The sequence below is a fragment of the Veillonella parvula genome, from assembly GCF_032577575.1.
Taxonomy (GTDB): domain Bacteria; phylum Bacillota; class Negativicutes; order Veillonellales; family Veillonellaceae; genus Veillonella.
In genome coordinates this window covers 99,916-118,254 of record NZ_JAWFVO010000003.1, presented here as the reverse complement: position 1 = coordinate 118,254, position 18,339 = coordinate 99,916, and the positions used below count along the sequence as shown (strand labels likewise).

Here is an 18,339-nt window from a genome sequence, read left to right as displayed (position 1 = left end):
CTATGTAGAAACTATAGAATGAATATGCTGGGATAACTATGGATAGGACTATATTATTATTGATGGGACACCTCTATAGCTAGTGTTTTAAAAAGTGCTATTACCTATTGATGAGCGACTTAGGTCACTATGGAGCGAAGAGATAGGTAATAGCACTTTTTAATTAATTACGTATATAGTTCTCGGGCCCCATCAATAATAATTACCTATTAACTAGTTCATCTAGCATATTCATCCTGTAATTTTCTATTACGTTCATAAATTTTTTATTGTGTATCGGATTTTCACTCATTCCGAATAGATGGCTGTTGCAGTCACAGTCGCTACACCCAAAGTTCGGTACATTCCATTCCGCAATAGCTCGCACCGCATCAGCGAGAGCACATTCTACGTCAATTTTGGTTAAATCTACATCTGTGCTTTCACGAGCAGCCGAATCATCAGAGAGTTTACCTTTACGCCGTTCCTGAGCAGAAATTGTCATAGCCTGCGGCCGCCCACTAGTACGAATCGGCAAGCCCGCTATCATTTCACAGTGACCGCGGAAGTAATCTAGATGCCAATGCATTTTCTTCCGTTTTCGTTTATGACGTTCAATGCGTTTCGTTAAATTTGCCTTCGCGGAACCAACGTACATATAGTAACCAGGTTTGAAATGCATCATCCTTTTAGAACCGATTTCGAGATCTAAATCGTGATCAAGGTGCATGACCATCACATACACGCCACTATCATGAGCCTCTGTGTCGAGGATATAACTAGGATAGGAACATTCATGTGTCACCGTAGGCATGGTGAAAGTCTCATCCCACGCCACAGCCACAGCTTTCCAATCTAATGAAGGTGCCACCTCTTTAAAGGTTTTAGCAAATTCCAAATCCGTATGATAATCTGGCAAGAACCACTGCGCTTGGTCCCATTGTACGAGGAATAGAACACCCGTGTGGTAGCCTTCGTTTTGTAATTCTTTCAGATGCAATAAATGCTTGCGGCCTCGCTCTGTAATAGCATCAGGGAACATGGCTCCCGTCTTGGAAAACAAGGTGCAGGACTTAACCTCTAATAAAAACTCATCCCCCTTATCATTGGTGAGGAGCAAGTCAAATCGAGATGATGTGCCATGTAGTTTAACCGTATATTCCCGCCTCACTACGCGCCACTCCTCCCAACCAGGGATACATTTATTTTCAATCAAATGTTGCGCCACATCGTTGCTGTAGTTTGTATCGAGCATGATAACAACGCCATCGCGCTCGATGCCTACCACGCGATATTTCGTCTTCGCATCCGGTTTATCGTGAGGCACGATGTACATCGTTACCCCCGTAAACAAGAGCTCCCACATGCGGCCCGGATTTGGCAAATGAGCGAGTACACTTTCACCATTCAAATCTAAAGTCACCACAAAACGGTTCGGGCGACCTATATATGTTGCTTTTAAAATAGTATCGTAAAGGACTTTCATCGTTTCTCCTACATCAAGAACATTCTATATGTCTATTATACGATATGTAACCTTGGGTTTCATCTGTAAACAGTATCGTATATAATGATAGTTAGTAAACAATCAATAATTAATATTAAAAAAGTTCTATTTTTGTAGCTTGAGTTACATTATTGTTTGTTAAAATGGTTTATACTAAGAGCGTCGGGTCAGTATTCTAAATACCCATACTGATCATTACGCCGGGTTTTGATGAGGCATCGCCTAGTTGATCTCATCCCACTTGTCCGTATATATGTGCGAAGCTTTCACAAAACCCTAGGGCGTAAATAATTAATATATAAAGAGTTTTATAGATTAACTAAGTAGTTTTAGCCACTATTCTCCGCAGAGAGGGCTCGAGAAAGGATTTAATATGGCACAAATTGCAGCAAATTTACAACGCATAAAAAACGGTCAACGCCGTTATGCAATTACACCTCGCGTTCCTGCAGGTTTCATTCAACCAGATCAATTACAAAAATATATCGACGTAGCAAATGAGTTCGGCGCTGTTCTTAAATTAACTGGCAGCCAACGCATTATGATTACAAATTTGAAAGCAGAAGACGTAGATAAAGCATGGGAGATGCTTGGCATGGAGCCAGCGTACACTGTATCTAACCGCGTACGCAGCGTAAAAATCTGCCCAGGTACTACCTTCTGTAAACGCGCTAAACAAGACAGCGTACATCTTGGCATGCAAATCGAACGCAAGTACTTGTCCCTTGAAATGCCAAGCAAAATGAAAATCGGCGTGTCCGGTTGTCCAAATTCTTGTACTGAAAGCCGCATGAAAGATGTGGGTGTTATCGGTACTGTAGAAGGTTGGAATGTATACGCTGGCGGTAGCGGCGGCGCGCATCCTCGCATCGGCGACCTCATCGCAGAAGTTAAAACAGAAAAAGAAGCTCTTGCATTAGTTGATCGAATCATCGCATACTATAAAGAAAACGCACAAATCGAACGCATGGGCGAATTCATCGACCGCATTGGTTTAGAGGCTTTCAAAGCAGCTGTATTGGGCGACCTTGAAGGGGCTCCAGCTGAAAGCAAGTCCGAAGAACCAGCTGTGTTCTTGCCTGGTCAAGGTAACGATCCTGAAGTAGAAGCACCACGTCTCGAAGCAGGTTCCCCTATCACTCCAGACACAATTATTCGCGACATCGTTGAAACCTACCCACATGTTGTACCTGTATTACAAGGTATTGGTATGGGCTGCCTAGGTTGCCCATCTGCAACAGCTGAGCCATTATGGCAAGCCGCAGAAATCCACGGTTTTAATGTATACGATTTAGTAGAGAAATTAGAAACAGCACGAAAAGGAGCTTAATATGTCCGCATTCTTAGGTCACATCCATTACTGGTTATATCGCAAAATTCAATTGCTCGTTGAGCGTGAAAACTTGATTTTAGAAAAAACGTCTAAAGTTGTTGATGATTTGGCAGAGGAACTACACTCCATCTCCGTAGATACATACGGCGAGCCAATTAATCCAAGCATTCCCTTGGAAAACATCATCGACCATGGCAATATTCATGGCTGGTTATCCAACCAAATCAACATCGCTTCCGTTCGCGAAGCAGCTTTCATCAAGGATATGCTCGACACAAACTCCGGCGATGAAGCAGTAAACGTAGTAACCGCTATTCTAGATGCCTTTGCAGTACAAGGCCAAGCATGTGGCGTTGTGGCACAAGATAACCTTGAAGAACACACTGCACCAGCGATTTACAATGCGTTACAAAACTTCTACGTAAATGGCATGCCTTGCGATGGTGGTGACCAAGTGGTTTCTGAAAGCCCAGAAGAATTTACATGGGTTGGCGACCACAGATTACAAGCAGGCTACTGGCGTACAGCAGGCGTTGACCCTAAGTTCATGGCATTAGCTTACCAAACATGGTTCGAGGCCTTTGTAAAAGCTATCGATCCAGCATTTGAACTTGTAACGACAGAAGAAAACGGCACACGTTTATACTCAATTCGTAAAAAATAATATAAACTATCTACTCTCAGATATATGTACTGAAAAAGGAGCGTAACTTACGCTCCTTTTTTCATACCTATTTTTATATAAATTATACAATAGCTTAACTATTTTCGAAACTGTAGCCATAAGCACAGCATTGATAAACAATATCATTTATAATACAATTATAAGACAGATATACAACATAGTATGTATTACATTAAACTTTCAATATAAAAATTAGAACTAGGAGGTCCATTATGGCAGGCACAGTTAATCAAGAATTAGGTTTATTATTCCAAGGTCCTAACTATGTAATCGTAAAAAAAGGCGGCAAGGCTGGTGAAAAGGTGGAAAAACACAACCATCCAGAAGCTAATGTCATCTTTACAGTAGTAAAAGGTAAAGTACAAGTGTTCCTTAATGAAACGGAAGAGCATGTACTTGTACCAGGCCAAGTATTGGAATTCAATGGCGACAACTACATCCAAGCTACACTCGTAGAAGACAGCGAATTCGTTGTAAACCTCATTCATAAACCAGAATAAAATACCAAAGGACAGTTGATACAAGCAACTGTCCTTTTTATATGGAGTATGTATTAAAGAGAAATCATATAGTTATTAAGTTTTATATAACTGTTCAATAGTTCAGTTATATCCATAGTTATTAAATACTTATAGAGTAATACATAGTCTAAAAACATTCTTTTAAAAGGAATTATAGATTGTAAATTCACTCACATCAAAGCGTTTTGTATGGCCTGGTGCAGGAACACAGTCTGGATGAGGGTAACCAATTGGGAAGATAGCTACAGGGATGATATTATCAGGCAAGTTATATGCCTTGCGAACTTTAGCAGGATCAAAATGAGCAATCCACGTTGTGCCTAGACCGATATCGGCTACGGTAAACATAATGTGGGATCCCACAATGCTAGCATCTACAACCCCCATATCTGCATCATCGTATTCTCGCTTCCAGCTCACCGTATTATCGTAACAAACGATAATTGCCAACGGTGCATTGAAGTGACCATTAGTGCAATCTTTTAGTTTCTTTAAGCTATCTTCTGTATTTAACACGAGCAGTCGTTGTGGCTGATAATTGTGCGCCGTAGGTGCTAATCGAGCGACTGCTAGTAACATATCTACCTTCTCCTGCTCCACTTGTCGAGTATCGAATTTTCGAACCGAATACCGCTCTGTGGCTAATACTTTAAAATCTTTCATTAAATCTCACTCCTTTATCGGATTTATTAAAATGTATTTTAATAAATAACCCCCTAGCTGATACCTCAGTTAGGGGGTTTCGTGCTTATTATTTTTTAAGACGGCTAATTACTTCGTTAGTAATGTTTTCGATTTTGCTGTTAGCGTCAGCAGCACGAATTGTGTATGGATCATCCAATACTACGTCCATTTGTTTTTCAACACGGATAGCTTCAACAGTGTTGTGAATTGCTTGCATCATAGGTTGAGCAATTTTATTGATTTCTTCGTTTTCTTTTTGAAGCAATGGAGCTACAGTTTTGTTGAATTCTGCTTCTGCTTGTGCAGAGTCTTTAATTTTTTCAATTTCTTGTACTTTTTTTTCAATTTGTGGACGGTATTGAGCGTCTACTTGTTGCATTTTCATATCTAATGCACCGTAGCCAGGGTAGCTATTTACTACTTGGCTCATATTTACTAAGCCAATGTTAGCAGCACTTGCTACTGCAGCAGTAGCAGACATAGCACCAACGATAGCTAAGGTAGTCAATTTTTTAGATAATTTCATCTGAAATCCTCCTCGATTAAAAGTGTCACTATACAATCCAATAGTGTACTATTTTTACTATAACAAATCTTGCTAACTTTCACAAGACTATGATAAATAGCATAATAAAGCCCTATGAACTACTTATGAAAGTTATTAGAACTTAAAATAATACCCACAAGCATACTCTGAGACCCTTAAAGCAATCGATACAGACATATTCAGAACACACATGTGGGCATTTCGACTTTCACCAATTATTTATAATTTGTCATCAAATTATGGTTTATTATTCACCGAATTATTGTTCATCATTTAAATAGATGTATTTATCGGATTTCAATTTGGACACGAGATCAGGCACCAAACCGATAAGGCGATCAAAGCTGCTGCTGTAAGGGTTGCCCTTAATGTTGAACAATTCGATGCGGTCACCTTTAATAACAAGGATTGCGCTTGGTTCCATTTTGGCACCACCGCCACCGCCGCCAGATTCTTGGCTTTTGTTGGCTGTGCAATGGTTTGTACCAGTACCGAAGCCAAAGGTTACATCAACGAATGGAACGAGCGTAGTATCGCCAATTTGCACAGCTTCACCAACTACAGTTTCCACTTTAATCATATTTTTAAACTTCTCGAATAGGACTTCCAAATTCTCTTTTACATTACTGTTCTCCATCACAGTACCTCCGCTTTTTGTGAAAGTATTATAGCTATAATAATATAGCTCATATACTCAATTGACTTTATATATCCTTACGCTGTTTGACCCTGTTCGGCTTTTAGCTTTTCTAGCTGCTTTGCTTCCTTCCGTTTAACCCAGAAGACACGAGCGCTTTCACCCAATAGGGAACGCATAGGTTTAGATACCAAGAATCTAGTACCATACCATGCCAATACGGCAAGAATCATACGACCTTTAATATGGCCGCTGCCTTCAGCTACCCAGTTCACATAATCTATCTCAATAGACTCTGCTTGCTCAGGCCAAATGCTATACAACATAGAGGCAATAAGCCCCATCCGATACGGATCACCAATACCAAATCGGCCCTCTATAGCCATATCACGTGGTTTAGAGTGATTATAGCATCGTTTCGACACAAGGAATATCTGACGCCACAACTCTGTATTTCTCAAGTGTTTCATGAACCAGAATGTAGGAATTTCAGACTTGAATGATGCTACCGGATCATTGGAATCAGGCTTTCCAAAACGTTGTTTCACAGTCGTTTTAATATCATTTACCTTTGTAAAGACCTTTTCCTTGATAGAGCCGTCACTATTGAAAGTAACATGACTTATTACTTCATCATCATCTTGAATATGAGCCGTTGGATCTTGTTGTATCGAATCATACCGCTCAGCACGAGCTTGTGCATCCATATCCTTAGAAGCCGCATCAGGTCGCTCAATGCGCTCCTTTGCCCTAGATGCGCTCCCCGCCCCTGGTGATTCGTCATCATCAAAGATTGTATCGGAGCCTTGGGCGCTCTTCAAGTCATCAAAGCTTGTGCCGCTAGAGCTTGCAGTTGGACCTTGTCCGCCTCCTTGCATAGCCTTTGCAAAAGCTTCTGCCTGTGATATGTCGCCGTCATCATCCATTACCTTTTGATATTCTTCATCTACACGATTTTCAAGCCATTGTTCATAGTCTTTCACAGGACCGATCTTAAGTACACCTAAAACGTATAATTCCTTAAAAAATGGTTTATTTTGAATGTACGCTAAGTGGAGTGAAAATACGCGCCACAGCCATTTGATGCGCAGCTCGCCACGATATGGTGTCCGCCCATCAATTTCGATGCTATATGTGATTGGTGCCAGTAGGATAGTCAAGATGAGTGCTACAATGATGGCCACAATAACGAGGGCCACAATAGCCACTGTACTCAACCACATCACCTCCTTAGGTGTTCCTATGATTAGTTTTCAATGCCTTTTCGAGCCATTACGCCTTGTAGGTAGTAATGTTTAATCTCTTTCATCTCCGTTACGAGATCGGCCTCATCAATTAATTCTTGAGGAGCCCCACGTCCCGTAAATACGAGTTCCGTTTCTGGATGACGAGCATCGAGTAAAGCTTTAGTTTTATCCCATGTAATGAGTTCAAAGAAGAGAGCCATATTGTACTCATCAAGTACAACGAGGTCGTACTCACCACTGCTGATAGCAGCGAGTGCACGTTCATAGCCTTTTTCGATGAGCGCTACATAATCCTTCGGAGGATTACCAGACTCAAAGACAACGACTTCATCGCCCCATTTAGCAAGTTCATCCTTACTCTTCATCCCTTCTTTGATGATAAAGAATGGCTTGCCCACAGTTTCTAAGGTTAAATTTGTTAAGGTAGGTAAAATAGTATGCTCACTATATACTTTAGATTTCATAAATTGTAAGAAGAGGACTTTCTTGCCAGCGCCGATGGCACGAATGGCTAGGCCGATTGCGGCAGTTGTTTTGCCCTTGCCTTCGCCGGTATAAACTTGTACATAGGCCTTCATAGATATACCTCCGTTCATATACTTTTATTTTACAATATATATATACAAAAGGAAAGAAAAAGAACTTGCTATGAGCGCATATGCACGCATAACAAGTTCTTTTTAGGTCTTATATAAGCTTTTATATTTCTAATTGCTAATTGGTAAGAAGATCATAGGGTCTACAGGCGTATTGTTAAGGCGTACCTCGTAGTGAACGTGGGCACCCGTACTTTTACCAGTACTACCCATCAAAGCTATGGTTTGACCTTGTTTCACGCTCATCCCTACCGTTACCAATACGGCACTATTATGGCCATAACGGGTAACAAAGCCATTGCCATGATCGATTTCAACGAGATTACCATAACCGCCGCTTGTATACCCCGCAAAGGTTACCACCCCTGCCGCAGTAGCCACGATTTGAGAACCATAGTCATCGGCAATATCGATACCTTCATGGAATGCACCAATAGCACCCGTAACAGGGTCAACACGGCTACCAAATGGAGATGTAATAACGCCCTTACTTGGCCAAATACTAGGTGTCGTACTATTCACAGCACCACCAGAACCAGCGGAGAAATTGATGGATTGTAATGCCATCAAATCTTGTGCGCCACCATCGCGAAGGATATTGCGCATCGTATAGAAACTAACAAGCAATTTTTGTGCTTCCTTATCCATTTTGGATAGTCGAGCCGATAATTGTGCCGCTGTTAACGTCTGTGCTTCACTATTATCAGCGGCTTCCTGCTTTGGGTCGCTACCATCCCCGCCACCTTGAGCTGGTGTGCCAGATTCAGCGCCCTTCAGCATTTGCTTATTCTCTTCACTAATTTGATTTAAGTTTTGAATTTTCTTATCCAGAACTTCTGTTTTTTGTTGTAACAATTTCAACTGTTCCGATTGCAATTGCGTTTGTTGACGTAATTGCACAATCTCAGCTTGGCGCACGATGCCCCAAATACCGAGTACCAATGCCAAGACCAATACTACGGAACCAATAATGGCAACGAGTTTCGCTTGCTTGGTAGTTAATGTCAATATGCAGTTGTCACCATTTCTTTCAACTTTGTTTGAAATGAATGCCGGTATTTTCAACATAAAACTTCCTTATTTCGAAACGATAGCGCTCGTCAACGCTTCCTCATTAGTACGCTCACCCAACGCTTCGTTCAAACTTTCTAATTCTTCTTGTGAAAGACTTACTAAACTTTTACCTTTCACAATAGGTTTACTAAAAATACGAGATTCGCTACGACCGTAAATACTAGAGATACAGATACCATTATTGTTGCCATCTAGCAAGGTAAGCGCAAAGGACAAATCATTTCCGATATTTTCAAAGGCATTATACTTAATAAAGCCAATTTTTTGTATCGTATTACTCTGAATATTGCGGATTGCCACTTGCTCGGATAACAAGGACTCAAGGCCCTTCGCAGCATCGCGAATTTCACTGACCTCTACAGATAATTTACGCTCTAGGCTCGCACCATGCTCCCCTTGCATAAAGAAATCGTATTTCTTTTTCAAGCTACCTAAGCGGATGTGTAAGATTACACAATATACGAATAACACTATAACAAGAACGATGGTAACCATGCCTATCCACGGTTGAATCGATTCGAACATGTATTTTCCTTCCTATACAATCATCAAAACTCCAACAGTTAATTATACCATTCCAATTGTGAAAGTTAAATGACTGCATGCAATTTAATTTAATATATCTAATATAGATAAACGATATCTATATAACAATTTATATAGCAAGTATGTAATGTATATCTAAATGTATGTGTTACATACATATTACAATGCTATTTATTAGGCTATTTATCAGCCCTCTAGTTCGTCAACAAATGGGCTTATTGCTCGTTCTAGTATACCATGTAGAGCTGCTATGAGTACACCGTAATTTACAATGGGTGTACCTTGTACAACAGCGCATTCTATACGACGTAACACCTCACGGCGTGTTAACATACAAGCACCACAGTGGATGATCAAATCATACTGTGATACATCCTTAGGGAATGCTCCCCCACTAGTGAATTCTAACTGTAAATCTGTATAGCCTTGCTTTTTTAAAAGATTAGGTATTTTTACAGTCCCAATATCATCGCATTGACGACGATGTGTACAACCTTCACTGATAAGTACCTTGGAACCAGCTTTCAAATTCTTAATAGCCTTAACACCAGTTACTAAATCCTGTAATTTTCCCTTGAACCGCGCCATCAAAATAGAAAAGGATGTCAATGGAATCGAATCGGGTGTCAACTCATCAACCCGATCAAATGCTTGGGAATCACAGATTACCATTTTAGGGGGATTCTTAAGCGAGTGAATCATAGCCGGTAATTCTTCTGTTTGGCAGACTAAAGCTAAGCCTTTATGATCGAGAATTTCTCGGATAGTCTGTACCTGTGGCAAGATGAGTCGCCCCTTTGGTGCGGCACTGTCGATAGGACATACAAGAATGATTGTATCCCCCTCTTCAACTAAACCTTGTAAAAGAGTTTGCTCCCCTTCTACATCAAGTGGTGTTAGCCCACCGAGTAGATCAAGCAACTCTAATCGTTTCGCATCAGATGTGAAGTCAGCAGAGCCAATGACAGTAACCAATTCAGATAAACCCGTATGATCTGCTATATAACGCTCTCCCAGTATATCTCTGCCTATACTAGCTTTAGACTCCGTTAAATTGTTTGGCACCGCATTAATCTCATTAATGAAAAGTGCAACAGGTACATTATTTTGTTTCAAAAGACCTAACCAGTGCATATCGTCGGAGGTTGGCTCTTCATCGGTGCGAAGCACATAAACAGCCAAGTTAATCTTTTTCACGACCTCTTCGGTTTTCTCCATGCGCAATGCACCTAATTCAGTTGTATCATCTATACCAGCAGTATCAGTAATCACCACAGGGCCAAGTGGTAAGATTTCCATAGCTTTGCTTACAGGATCTGTTGTAGTCCCTGCCACATCGGATACTAACGATACAGGCTGATCAGTTAACATATTGATCAATGTAGACTTACCAGCATTACAACGGCCAAAAAAGGCAATATGTATGCGGTTTGCCTTAGGTGTTTGTTCCATAACCTATCCTTGTTACTTAACCTTCACATATATTACAAAATATATTATAAAGCTTCTGATAAATTATCTAATAACTTATCATATTATTTATTATAATCTCTTTAGAATACAGTAAAAGCGCAGCCCGTAGACTACACTTTTACTGCAGATTGTTATTATTACTATTACGACTATTGCAATTGCTATAGCTGTTATTATTGTTATTGTTGTTACTATTAGCTTTTGCTTTTGCTTTTGCTTTTGCTTTTGCTTTTGCTTTTGCTTTTGCTTTTGCTTTTGCTTTTGCTTTTGCTTTTGCTTTTGCTTTTGCTTTTGCTAGCCAATTATACTCTAAACTCTATTGTTTCCGCATCTTCTGTTTGATCTTGCCCATCCATATATGCAATAAGTCTTTCTAATTCAGCTTCAGAGGAGAAAGCAATTTCAATTTTTCCTTGTACTTTTTTGCCTGCACGGAATTTAATATTCACAGGGGACCCTAAGCTTAGTTTTAAACGGTCCATTAGGGCACGAACCTCTGCCGTATTTTGAGGTTTACCAGTCTTTGCTTTAGACGATTTATTTTGCATAGACTTAACAAGGGCCTCTGCTTGTCTAGCACTTAGCTCACCCTCTTTAATACGTTCAGCTGCTTCTATTTGTTGAGCTGCACTTCTTAACGCTAATAATGGACGAGCTTGACCAACCGTTAAATCACCTTCGATAAGATCCTTTTGTACAGAATCACATAATTTTAAAAGACGAACCATATTAGCAATATATGAACGGCTACGGCCAAGACGAGCAGAAATCATTTCTTGCGTTTGCTTATAAGTATCCATCAATCCTTGATAAGCCAATGCTTCTTCAATGGGATCTAATCCTTCACGTTGTAGGTTCTCTACAAGAGCAACCTCTGTCATTTCTTCGGTATTATATTTTTTAACAATAACTGGTACTGTTTTCAATCCAGCAATCATAGCAGCACGATAACGGCGCTCACCAGCTACAATTTGATATTTATTCTTTTGTTTACGAACTACAATCGGTTGGAAAATACCAAGATTCTTGATTGATTCAGCCAATGTAGCTAGACTATCTTCATCAAAACTTTTACGCGGTTGATCTACATTTGGAACTAACTCAGAAATTGGCAGTTCATGTATCTCCTTTTCAGGCAATACAGACTCTACAGAGTCAACCTTCATTAAATTCTCAAGGCCCTTCCCCAATCCAGACGCTTTGCTTTTTTTGCTTTTAATTTCTCTTGGCATACAACTAACCTCTCTCGGCCTTACAAATATTTACAAATTTAAAATATGTAAATCACGCAAACCACCAAAAACTAATATTCTTAGCATTAGATACATACATATAACAGATACTTATTACCTTTAGGTACTTACTTCGCTTTTGTGTTTATTGAGCTTTAATACTTATTTATCTCTAGTGCTTATTTAGTTTTAGATGCTTTAATTACCTCTTTAGCTAATTTCGTATATACATCAGCACCTTTGGATTTTGGATCATATACAATGATTGGCTCCCCATAACTAGGTGCCTCACTTAAACGTACATTACGAGGAATAATTGTTTTATATACTTTATTGCCAAAGAATTTTTTTACTTCATCGGCTACTTGAATCGATAAATTTGTGCGGCCATCAAACATAGTCAATAGCACGCCTTCAATTTCAAGATCCTTATTTGATGTTTGTTGTACAATTGTTATCGTTTTAACTAATTGACTAACCCCTTCCAATGCGTAAAATTCACTTTGAATCGGAATCAATACACTATCAGCAGCAGTGAAGGCATTTAATGTTAATAACCCGAGAGATGGTGGACAATCAATAACGATAAAATCATATGTATCTCTTACTGACGCTAATGCTTTTTTCAACATTGTTTCACGTGAAACAACGGAAACTAGTTCTACTTCAGCACCAGCTAGTTGAATTGTTGCAGGCGCCACAAATAGGTTTTCAAGCATTGTAGGTTGTACAATATCAGCAATTGGTTCTCCATCAATTAGAACATCATGCACACAGAGCTCTAAATCATCCTTTTCAATACCTAACCCAGAACTAGCATTACCTTGTGGATCCAAATCAACCAGTAATACTTTTTTACCTGCATCAGCTAAACAAGCACTCAAATTTACTGATGTTGTAGTTTTACCAACACCGCCTTTTTGATTAGTAATAGCTATAACTTTGCCCACTTAATTCACCTCACATCTTCGTTCAAAATATTTCTTTTCCATTATAACATAAAACAATGCTAATTACGGTATTTATAAATCAAATTCTCATTAATTTTTTATCTACTATATTATTTTATTTATCTACTACATTTTTCCCACTTACATTTATATTACGCACATAAACTTATAGGTAAATAACTTCATTAATATAATTACAACACTTATTTTTTATTGTTTCACGTGAAACATAGCAATTTATTCCTTTACTATATAGTACAACACAAAATAAGAAAAATTACATCAAATGTTTTATAAGTTTTACGATTAAATGTTTCACGTGAAACATTTAAGGATTAAAATCTAACGTAAAATTAAGTTATAGAATTAATAAAAAATTTTACAGTAAAAAATTATTGCCTTAATATAAATCTATACCAATAGACAAATATATACAAAACTATTTTATATCATTTTTTTATTTATAGAACAACACCATCAGCGAAAGGTATAAAGTAATCAACTTTTGATCGGTAACATTATATATAACAATAATATACGAAATGTAATGAACTAATATTAATATACTTATATACTCATAACAAATTATTAGATTATATTTAATAAATTGTTTCACGTGAAACATTATGGTTAACATTAAACATATAAAACCTTCATCATCAATAACTTTTATGAACAAAAATCATTTTGATATAACTTTAAACTATACCTATATACTACTAAATTATATGAGAATACAGGCCCCATATACTTTGACAGGTATTATTCATATCTATATACTATTAGTTAGATAGTAATTAGATTGATAATCTTAAGAGTCTAGAAAAATCACTTTATAAGATCTATATATACAATTGATAACAGTAAGCACACGCTCTACGGATACGCAGAGCTTTTTATTTTGAAGAGGAGGCGTTTCTATGCCCATCTATAACGGAATGCTTCCTGCCATCGACAAAGCAGAAGTAAAACGATACGCAGGACTTCGTCACGCTGAGGATTTCCCACAAAACTATGTTGACGAAGCATGTAAGGAAATCCAATTATTGGCTACACCTAGGGGTGTATATCAAGAATATGATTACGATGCAGAAACAAAAACAATTTTAAGCAATCCACCGCTTAAAATTGAAGGGTCTATCATCGAAAAGCATCTAGAAAAATCTACTAAAGTATACGTATTAGGCGTAACAGTTGGAGAAGATGTAGAAATTCGTAGTGAACAGTTATTTAAACAAGGTAACTATACGGTAGGCTTATTACTTGATGCAGCAGCCACAACTGCTGTAGAACAGGTAGCTGATCAGGTAAACGAAGTAATCAATACAATTGCTAAAAAACAAGGCTATAAGCCAACTTGGCGTTTTAGCCCTGGTTATGGCAACTGGCCACTAGAAATCCAACCACAATTAGCTAAAATCATCAAAACAGAGATGATTGGCTTACAAGTAACAGAGAACTATTTATTATTCCCACGTAAGTCTGTAACGGCTATCATCGGTTTAATGCCAGCAAACGAAGATATTAAAACTAAACGAGGCTGTACATCTTGTTCACAACAAAACTGTGCATCTCGAAAATTACCAGAGAAAGCAACAGTCAACACCCAAGATGGGGGAGAAGAGGAAGGTAGTAAAACTACTGCCGACATTTCTGGTATTGCCATGAAGGGGCAGCCAATACAATAGTGTTTCACGTGAAACATTGTAATTTAGGATGTTAAAGGAAGATGTTTATGTATATATTTGACGGTGCTATGGGCACAATGCTTCAAGCGGCAGGCTTAGAAGAAGGCTATTGTCCAGAGCTATTTAATATTGAAAGACCAGAAGTAGTAAAGGATATTCATGCTCAATACTTACAACATGGCAGTGATGTAATCACTACCAATACATTCGGTGCTTGTGGTCTTAAATTAGAAGATTATGATTTACAGGATCGCGTAAGAGAAATTAATATTGCAGCTGTGAAGGTAGCAAAAGAAGCCATTGCAGAGACTAAACCAACTGCTCGTGTAGCAGGTTCTATGGGACCTACAGGTCGTTTTTTACAACCATTAGGCAATATGAGCTTTGACTCCATTTATGATACATATCGTGAACAAGCCGAAGCATTAATCGAAGGTGGCGTTGATTTTATTATCATTGAAACTATCATCGACGTACAGGAAATGCGTGCCGCTTTATTAGCCTCTTTAGATGCTCGTGAAGCAGCAGGGAAGACAAAAGATGATGTACAAATCATCTGTCAATTTTCTTTTAGTGAAGACGGTCGTACTATTACAGGTACACCACCAGCAGTAGCAACTACTATCGTAGAAGCTATAGGGGCTGATATCATTGGTATCAACTGTTCCCTTGGACCTGAACAAATTACACCACTTATCGAAGAGATTGCAAGCGTTACAAATTTACCAATAAGCTGTCAGCCAAATGCCGGTATGCCTCAATTAATAAATAAACAAACTGTATTCCCACTTTCAGCTGAAGAGATGGGGCCTTTGATGCTTCCAATTGTTGATGCTGGTGCAAGCTATGTTGGCGGCTGCTGTGGTACAACACCAGCTCATATTCAATCTATTTCCGATGCTGTGAAAGCTCATACGCCAAAAGAACGCGCCCACATTGCACCTAAAACAATTATTACAAGCCGTACTAAACTTTTAGAGTTAGGCCATCATACAAAACCACTTATCATTGGCGAACGTATTAATCCAACTGGCCGTAAAGTCCTTGCTCAAGAATTGCGCGATGGCTCTTTCATCCGTGTAAAACGGGATGCCTTAGACCAAGTAGAGGCAGGTGCAGATATCCTAGATGTAAACATGGGTGTAGCCGGCATGGATCAATCACCCTTAATGGAACGCGCCATTTTCGAGTTATCCATGCTCGTAGAAACACCATTATCCATTGACACATTAGACCCAGTAGCTATGGAAATAGCTCTTAAAAACTATCCAGGTCGTGCCCTCATTAACTCCGTAAATGGGGAGGAGGAGTCTATTACTCACGTAATGCCTTTGGCTAAACGGTATGGTGCAGCATTGCTTTGCTTGCCAATCTGTAGTGGTGACTTACCTGAAAAAGCAGAGGACCGCGTTGCTTTAGCTGAAAGCATCATAAATCGCGCTTACGGTTATGGTCTTCAACCACATGACTTATTACTCGATCCATTGGTATTAACACTTGCCAGCGGTGAAGATAGTGCACGCCAAACATTGCGTACGCTACAATTATATAAAGAAAAATTTGGCTTCCCAACAGTAATGGGCTTGTCCAATATCTCCTTCGGTATGCCTCAACGTCCTTATTTGAACGGCCAATTCTTAACAATGGCCCTCGCATGTGGCTTAACAACACCGATTATGAATCCACTCAATTATCCAGCAAAAAAAGCATTTGTATCTAGTACTACCTTACTAGGCTGGGACCCAGGTTCTGCTGAATTTATTAAAGAATACGGCTATGAAGACGAAACTACCGCTCCTGGTAACTCTGCTCCTAAAGGGCCAGATAAAAAATCCTTCGATAGTAATGATCCTTTAGCCAATATTCGCGCATGTGTAGAACAAGGCGAAAAAGAAGCTATCATTGATCTTGTAAAAAAAGCCTTAGCAGATGGTATCGATCCATTAGATCTTACGAAAAAAGGCTTATCGGAAGCGATGAACGTAGTGGGGGATAAGTTTGGTTCTGGTAAATTATTCTTACCACAAGTAATGCTTGCTGCTGAAACAATGCAGGCTGCTTTCAACACCATTAAAGAAATTATTCCTGCTAGTGAAAGCTTAGATAAAGGCACCGTTGTCGTGGCTACAGTTAAAGGCGACATCCACGATTTAGGTAAAAATATCGTAGCAGCATTGCTCGAAAACAATGGTTACAAAATCGTCGACCTGGGTAAGGACGTTGACCCAGAAGTTATCGTACAAGCCATTAAAGATAACAAAGCTGCCCTCGTTGGCATCTGTTCCTTGATGACGACTACCATGCCACAAATCGACAATACTATCGCTGCTATCCGTGCAGCAGGCCTTAAAACTAAGGTCATGGTTGGTGGCGCTGTAGTATCTCAAGACTACGCAGACCAAGCAGGTGCAGATATCTACGCTAAAGACGGCATCGCTGCTGTTAACCACGCCAATGACTTCTTTGAAACACTAGAAAAATAATGTATAGTAACGAGGTACATGATGACATTACGAGAAAAACATCAACAAAGACAGTTCACCATTACTGTTGAATTGGATCCTCCTAAAAGCAGTTCTGCAGAAAAGACCTTCGAACAAGCAGCCCGTTTGAAAGGGAAGGTCGATGCTATCAACATCGCTGATAGCCCTATGTCCAAAATGCGCATGAGCCCAATTTCTCTTTCTTATTTGTTACAACATAACAAAGAAATTGAAACTATTTTCCACCTTACATGCCGCGACCGTAATATTATCGGATTGCAATCTGAATTACTCGGTGCAGCAGCATTGGGCGTGCATAATATTTTAACACTCACTGGTGATAAACCAGATAATGGGGACCATCCATTTGCACAATCCGTATTTGAAGTCGACTGTATGGGACTACTTAACATCGCTAAGACATTAAATGCAGGCAAAGACCTGGCAGGTAATGACCTAGATGCACCTACGAACTTCTACATCGGTGCCACTGGTAATCCTGGTGCTCCAGATTTAGAGATTGAACGCCAAAAATTAGCTGCTAAAATTCAAAATGGCGCTCACTTTGTACAAACACAACCAATTTACGATTTAGAACAGGCAAAACGCTACATTGACAAGATGTCTGAATTCGATGTACCTATCATGCTCGGTTTGATTCCACTTAAAAGCTTTAAAATGGCTACATACCTCCATGAAAAAGTGCCTGGAATCAATCTTACTCAAGAAATATTGGACCGCATGGAAAAAGGTGGTAAAGAAGCGGGTACAGAAATTGCGATTGAAACACTTGAACAAATCAAGAAAATGGCAGCAGGCGTACATATTATGCCTTTAAATGATATCGATACAACATTATATATTATTGATCACCTATAAAGTCATTCTGAGATTAACATATAACACCTTTCCCACGACCTCCATAGTGAACTAAGTCGTTCTTAGGGAAAGGTGTTATATGTATCTTTATCTCCGCCTCATATAGTGAACAAAATATATAATTTTGTCGTAAACGATATCATTTAATAGATATAGAGTGGGGGAGGGCATACAAACTAATTCGTTACTAAGAAAAGGAAAAGAGGATGCAGATCTATGATTTGCATCCTCTTTTTCTTTATGTAGCAATGTAACATGGGGTTTAGTTATATTAATTT

Annotated in this window: 17 protein-coding genes; 6 read left to right on the top strand and 11 right to left on the bottom strand. The window is 39.1% G+C overall.

Features of this window, described 5'->3' with window-relative positions:
* Nucleotides 1-202: 202 nt before the first annotated feature.
* A complete protein-coding gene (gene sfsA / locus E7K77_RS06395) occupies nucleotides 203-1,465 on the bottom strand; it encodes a DNA/RNA nuclease SfsA (RefSeq protein ID WP_325306244.1) in 1,263 nt (420 codons plus the stop codon).
* 394 nt (nucleotides 1,466-1,859) lie between these two features.
* Between sfsA and E7K77_RS06390 the strand changes: the two genes are divergently transcribed.
* From E7K77_RS06390 to E7K77_RS06380, 3 genes are all read left to right on the top strand, one after another.
* Nucleotides 1,860-2,816: a DUF1858 domain-containing protein gene (locus tag E7K77_RS06390; protein ID WP_325306245.1), complete on the top strand. Its 957-nt coding sequence runs from the start codon at nucleotides 1,860-1,862 to the stop codon at nucleotides 2,814-2,816.
* 1 nt (nucleotide 2,817) lies between these two features.
* A complete protein-coding gene (locus E7K77_RS06385; protein ID WP_215676029.1) occupies nucleotides 2,818-3,483 on the top strand; it encodes a hypothetical protein in 666 nt (221 codons plus the stop codon).
* A gap of 233 nt (nucleotides 3,484-3,716) precedes the next feature.
* Nucleotides 3,717-4,004, top strand: coding sequence for a cupin domain-containing protein (locus E7K77_RS06380; RefSeq protein WP_004694414.1), 288 nt, complete (start codon nucleotides 3,717-3,719; stop codon nucleotides 4,002-4,004).
* Nucleotides 4,005-4,166: 162 nt separating this feature from the next.
* Here E7K77_RS06380 and E7K77_RS06375 read toward each other — a convergent pair whose 3' ends face one another.
* The 10 genes from E7K77_RS06375 to E7K77_RS06330 all read right to left on the bottom strand — a co-directional run bounded on the left by E7K77_RS06375 (nucleotide 4,167) and on the right by E7K77_RS06330 (nucleotide 13,011).
* Nucleotides 4,167-4,688, bottom strand: coding sequence for a nitroreductase family protein (locus tag E7K77_RS06375; RefSeq protein WP_077707864.1), 522 nt, complete (start codon nucleotides 4,686-4,688; stop codon nucleotides 4,167-4,169).
* 88 nt (nucleotides 4,689-4,776) lie between these two features.
* Complete coding sequence (locus E7K77_RS06370; RefSeq protein ID WP_004698051.1) at nucleotides 4,777-5,235, bottom strand: OmpH family outer membrane protein; 459 nt, start codon at nucleotides 5,233-5,235, stop codon at nucleotides 4,777-4,779.
* A 280-nt stretch (nucleotides 5,236-5,515) separates the two neighbouring features.
* Nucleotides 5,516-5,893 (bottom strand): GerW family sporulation protein, encoded by a 378-nt coding sequence (locus E7K77_RS06365; RefSeq protein WP_004698027.1) that lies wholly within the window; start codon nucleotides 5,891-5,893, stop codon nucleotides 5,516-5,518.
* 77 nt (nucleotides 5,894-5,970) lie between these two features.
* On the bottom strand, nucleotides 5,971-7,110 hold the full coding sequence (locus tag E7K77_RS06360) for a hypothetical protein (RefSeq protein WP_077708642.1): 1,140 nt from the start codon (nucleotides 7,108-7,110) through the stop codon (nucleotides 5,971-5,973).
* A gap of 29 nt (nucleotides 7,111-7,139) precedes the next feature.
* Entirely contained in the window at nucleotides 7,140-7,718 is a 579-nt protein-coding gene (locus tag E7K77_RS06355) for a cob(I)yrinic acid a,c-diamide adenosyltransferase (RefSeq protein WP_004694402.1), read from the bottom strand.
* Between the two features lie 129 nt (nucleotides 7,719-7,847).
* The gene (locus E7K77_RS06350) at nucleotides 7,848-8,804 is read right to left on the bottom strand and encodes a M23 family metallopeptidase (protein WP_077707865.1); all 957 of its coding nucleotides are present in this window, start codon (nucleotides 8,802-8,804) and stop codon (nucleotides 7,848-7,850) included.
* Between the two features lie 9 nt (nucleotides 8,805-8,813).
* Nucleotides 8,814-9,335 carry a DUF4446 family protein gene (locus E7K77_RS06345; protein ID WP_004694397.1) on the bottom strand — a complete coding sequence of 174 codons (522 nt, stop codon included), beginning with the start codon at nucleotides 9,333-9,335 and terminating at the stop codon, nucleotides 8,814-8,816.
* Nucleotides 9,336-9,542: 207 nt separating this feature from the next.
* Nucleotides 9,543-10,808 carry a [FeFe] hydrogenase H-cluster maturation GTPase HydF gene (hydF, locus tag E7K77_RS06340; RefSeq protein WP_195213403.1) on the bottom strand — a complete coding sequence of 422 codons (1,266 nt, stop codon included), beginning with the start codon at nucleotides 10,806-10,808 and terminating at the stop codon, nucleotides 9,543-9,545.
* A 323-nt stretch (nucleotides 10,809-11,131) separates the two neighbouring features.
* The gene (locus E7K77_RS06335; RefSeq protein ID WP_118091170.1) at nucleotides 11,132-12,061 is read right to left on the bottom strand and encodes a ParB/RepB/Spo0J family partition protein; all 930 of its coding nucleotides are present in this window, start codon (nucleotides 12,059-12,061) and stop codon (nucleotides 11,132-11,134) included.
* A gap of 179 nt (nucleotides 12,062-12,240) precedes the next feature.
* Nucleotides 12,241-13,011, bottom strand: a complete 771-nt coding sequence (locus E7K77_RS06330; protein WP_004698040.1) for a ParA family protein — start codon at nucleotides 13,009-13,011, stop codon at nucleotides 12,241-12,243.
* A 920-nt stretch (nucleotides 13,012-13,931) separates the two neighbouring features.
* Here E7K77_RS06330 and E7K77_RS06325 point away from each other — a divergent pair.
* From E7K77_RS06325 to E7K77_RS06315, 3 genes are read left to right on the top strand one after another with little or no spacing between them, the layout of a single operon-like run.
* Nucleotides 13,932-14,699: a hypothetical protein gene (locus E7K77_RS06325; protein ID WP_004698043.1), complete on the top strand. Its 768-nt coding sequence runs from the start codon at nucleotides 13,932-13,934 to the stop codon at nucleotides 14,697-14,699.
* Between the two features lie 47 nt (nucleotides 14,700-14,746).
* Nucleotides 14,747-17,182: a homocysteine S-methyltransferase family protein gene (locus E7K77_RS06320; RefSeq protein WP_316689706.1), complete on the top strand. Its 2,436-nt coding sequence runs from the start codon at nucleotides 14,747-14,749 to the stop codon at nucleotides 17,180-17,182.
* Nucleotides 17,183-17,203: 21 nt separating this feature from the next.
* The gene (locus E7K77_RS06315; protein ID WP_081094610.1) at nucleotides 17,204-18,061 is read left to right on the top strand and encodes a methylenetetrahydrofolate reductase; all 858 of its coding nucleotides are present in this window, start codon (nucleotides 17,204-17,206) and stop codon (nucleotides 18,059-18,061) included.
* Nucleotides 18,062-18,339 lie beyond the last annotated feature (278 nt).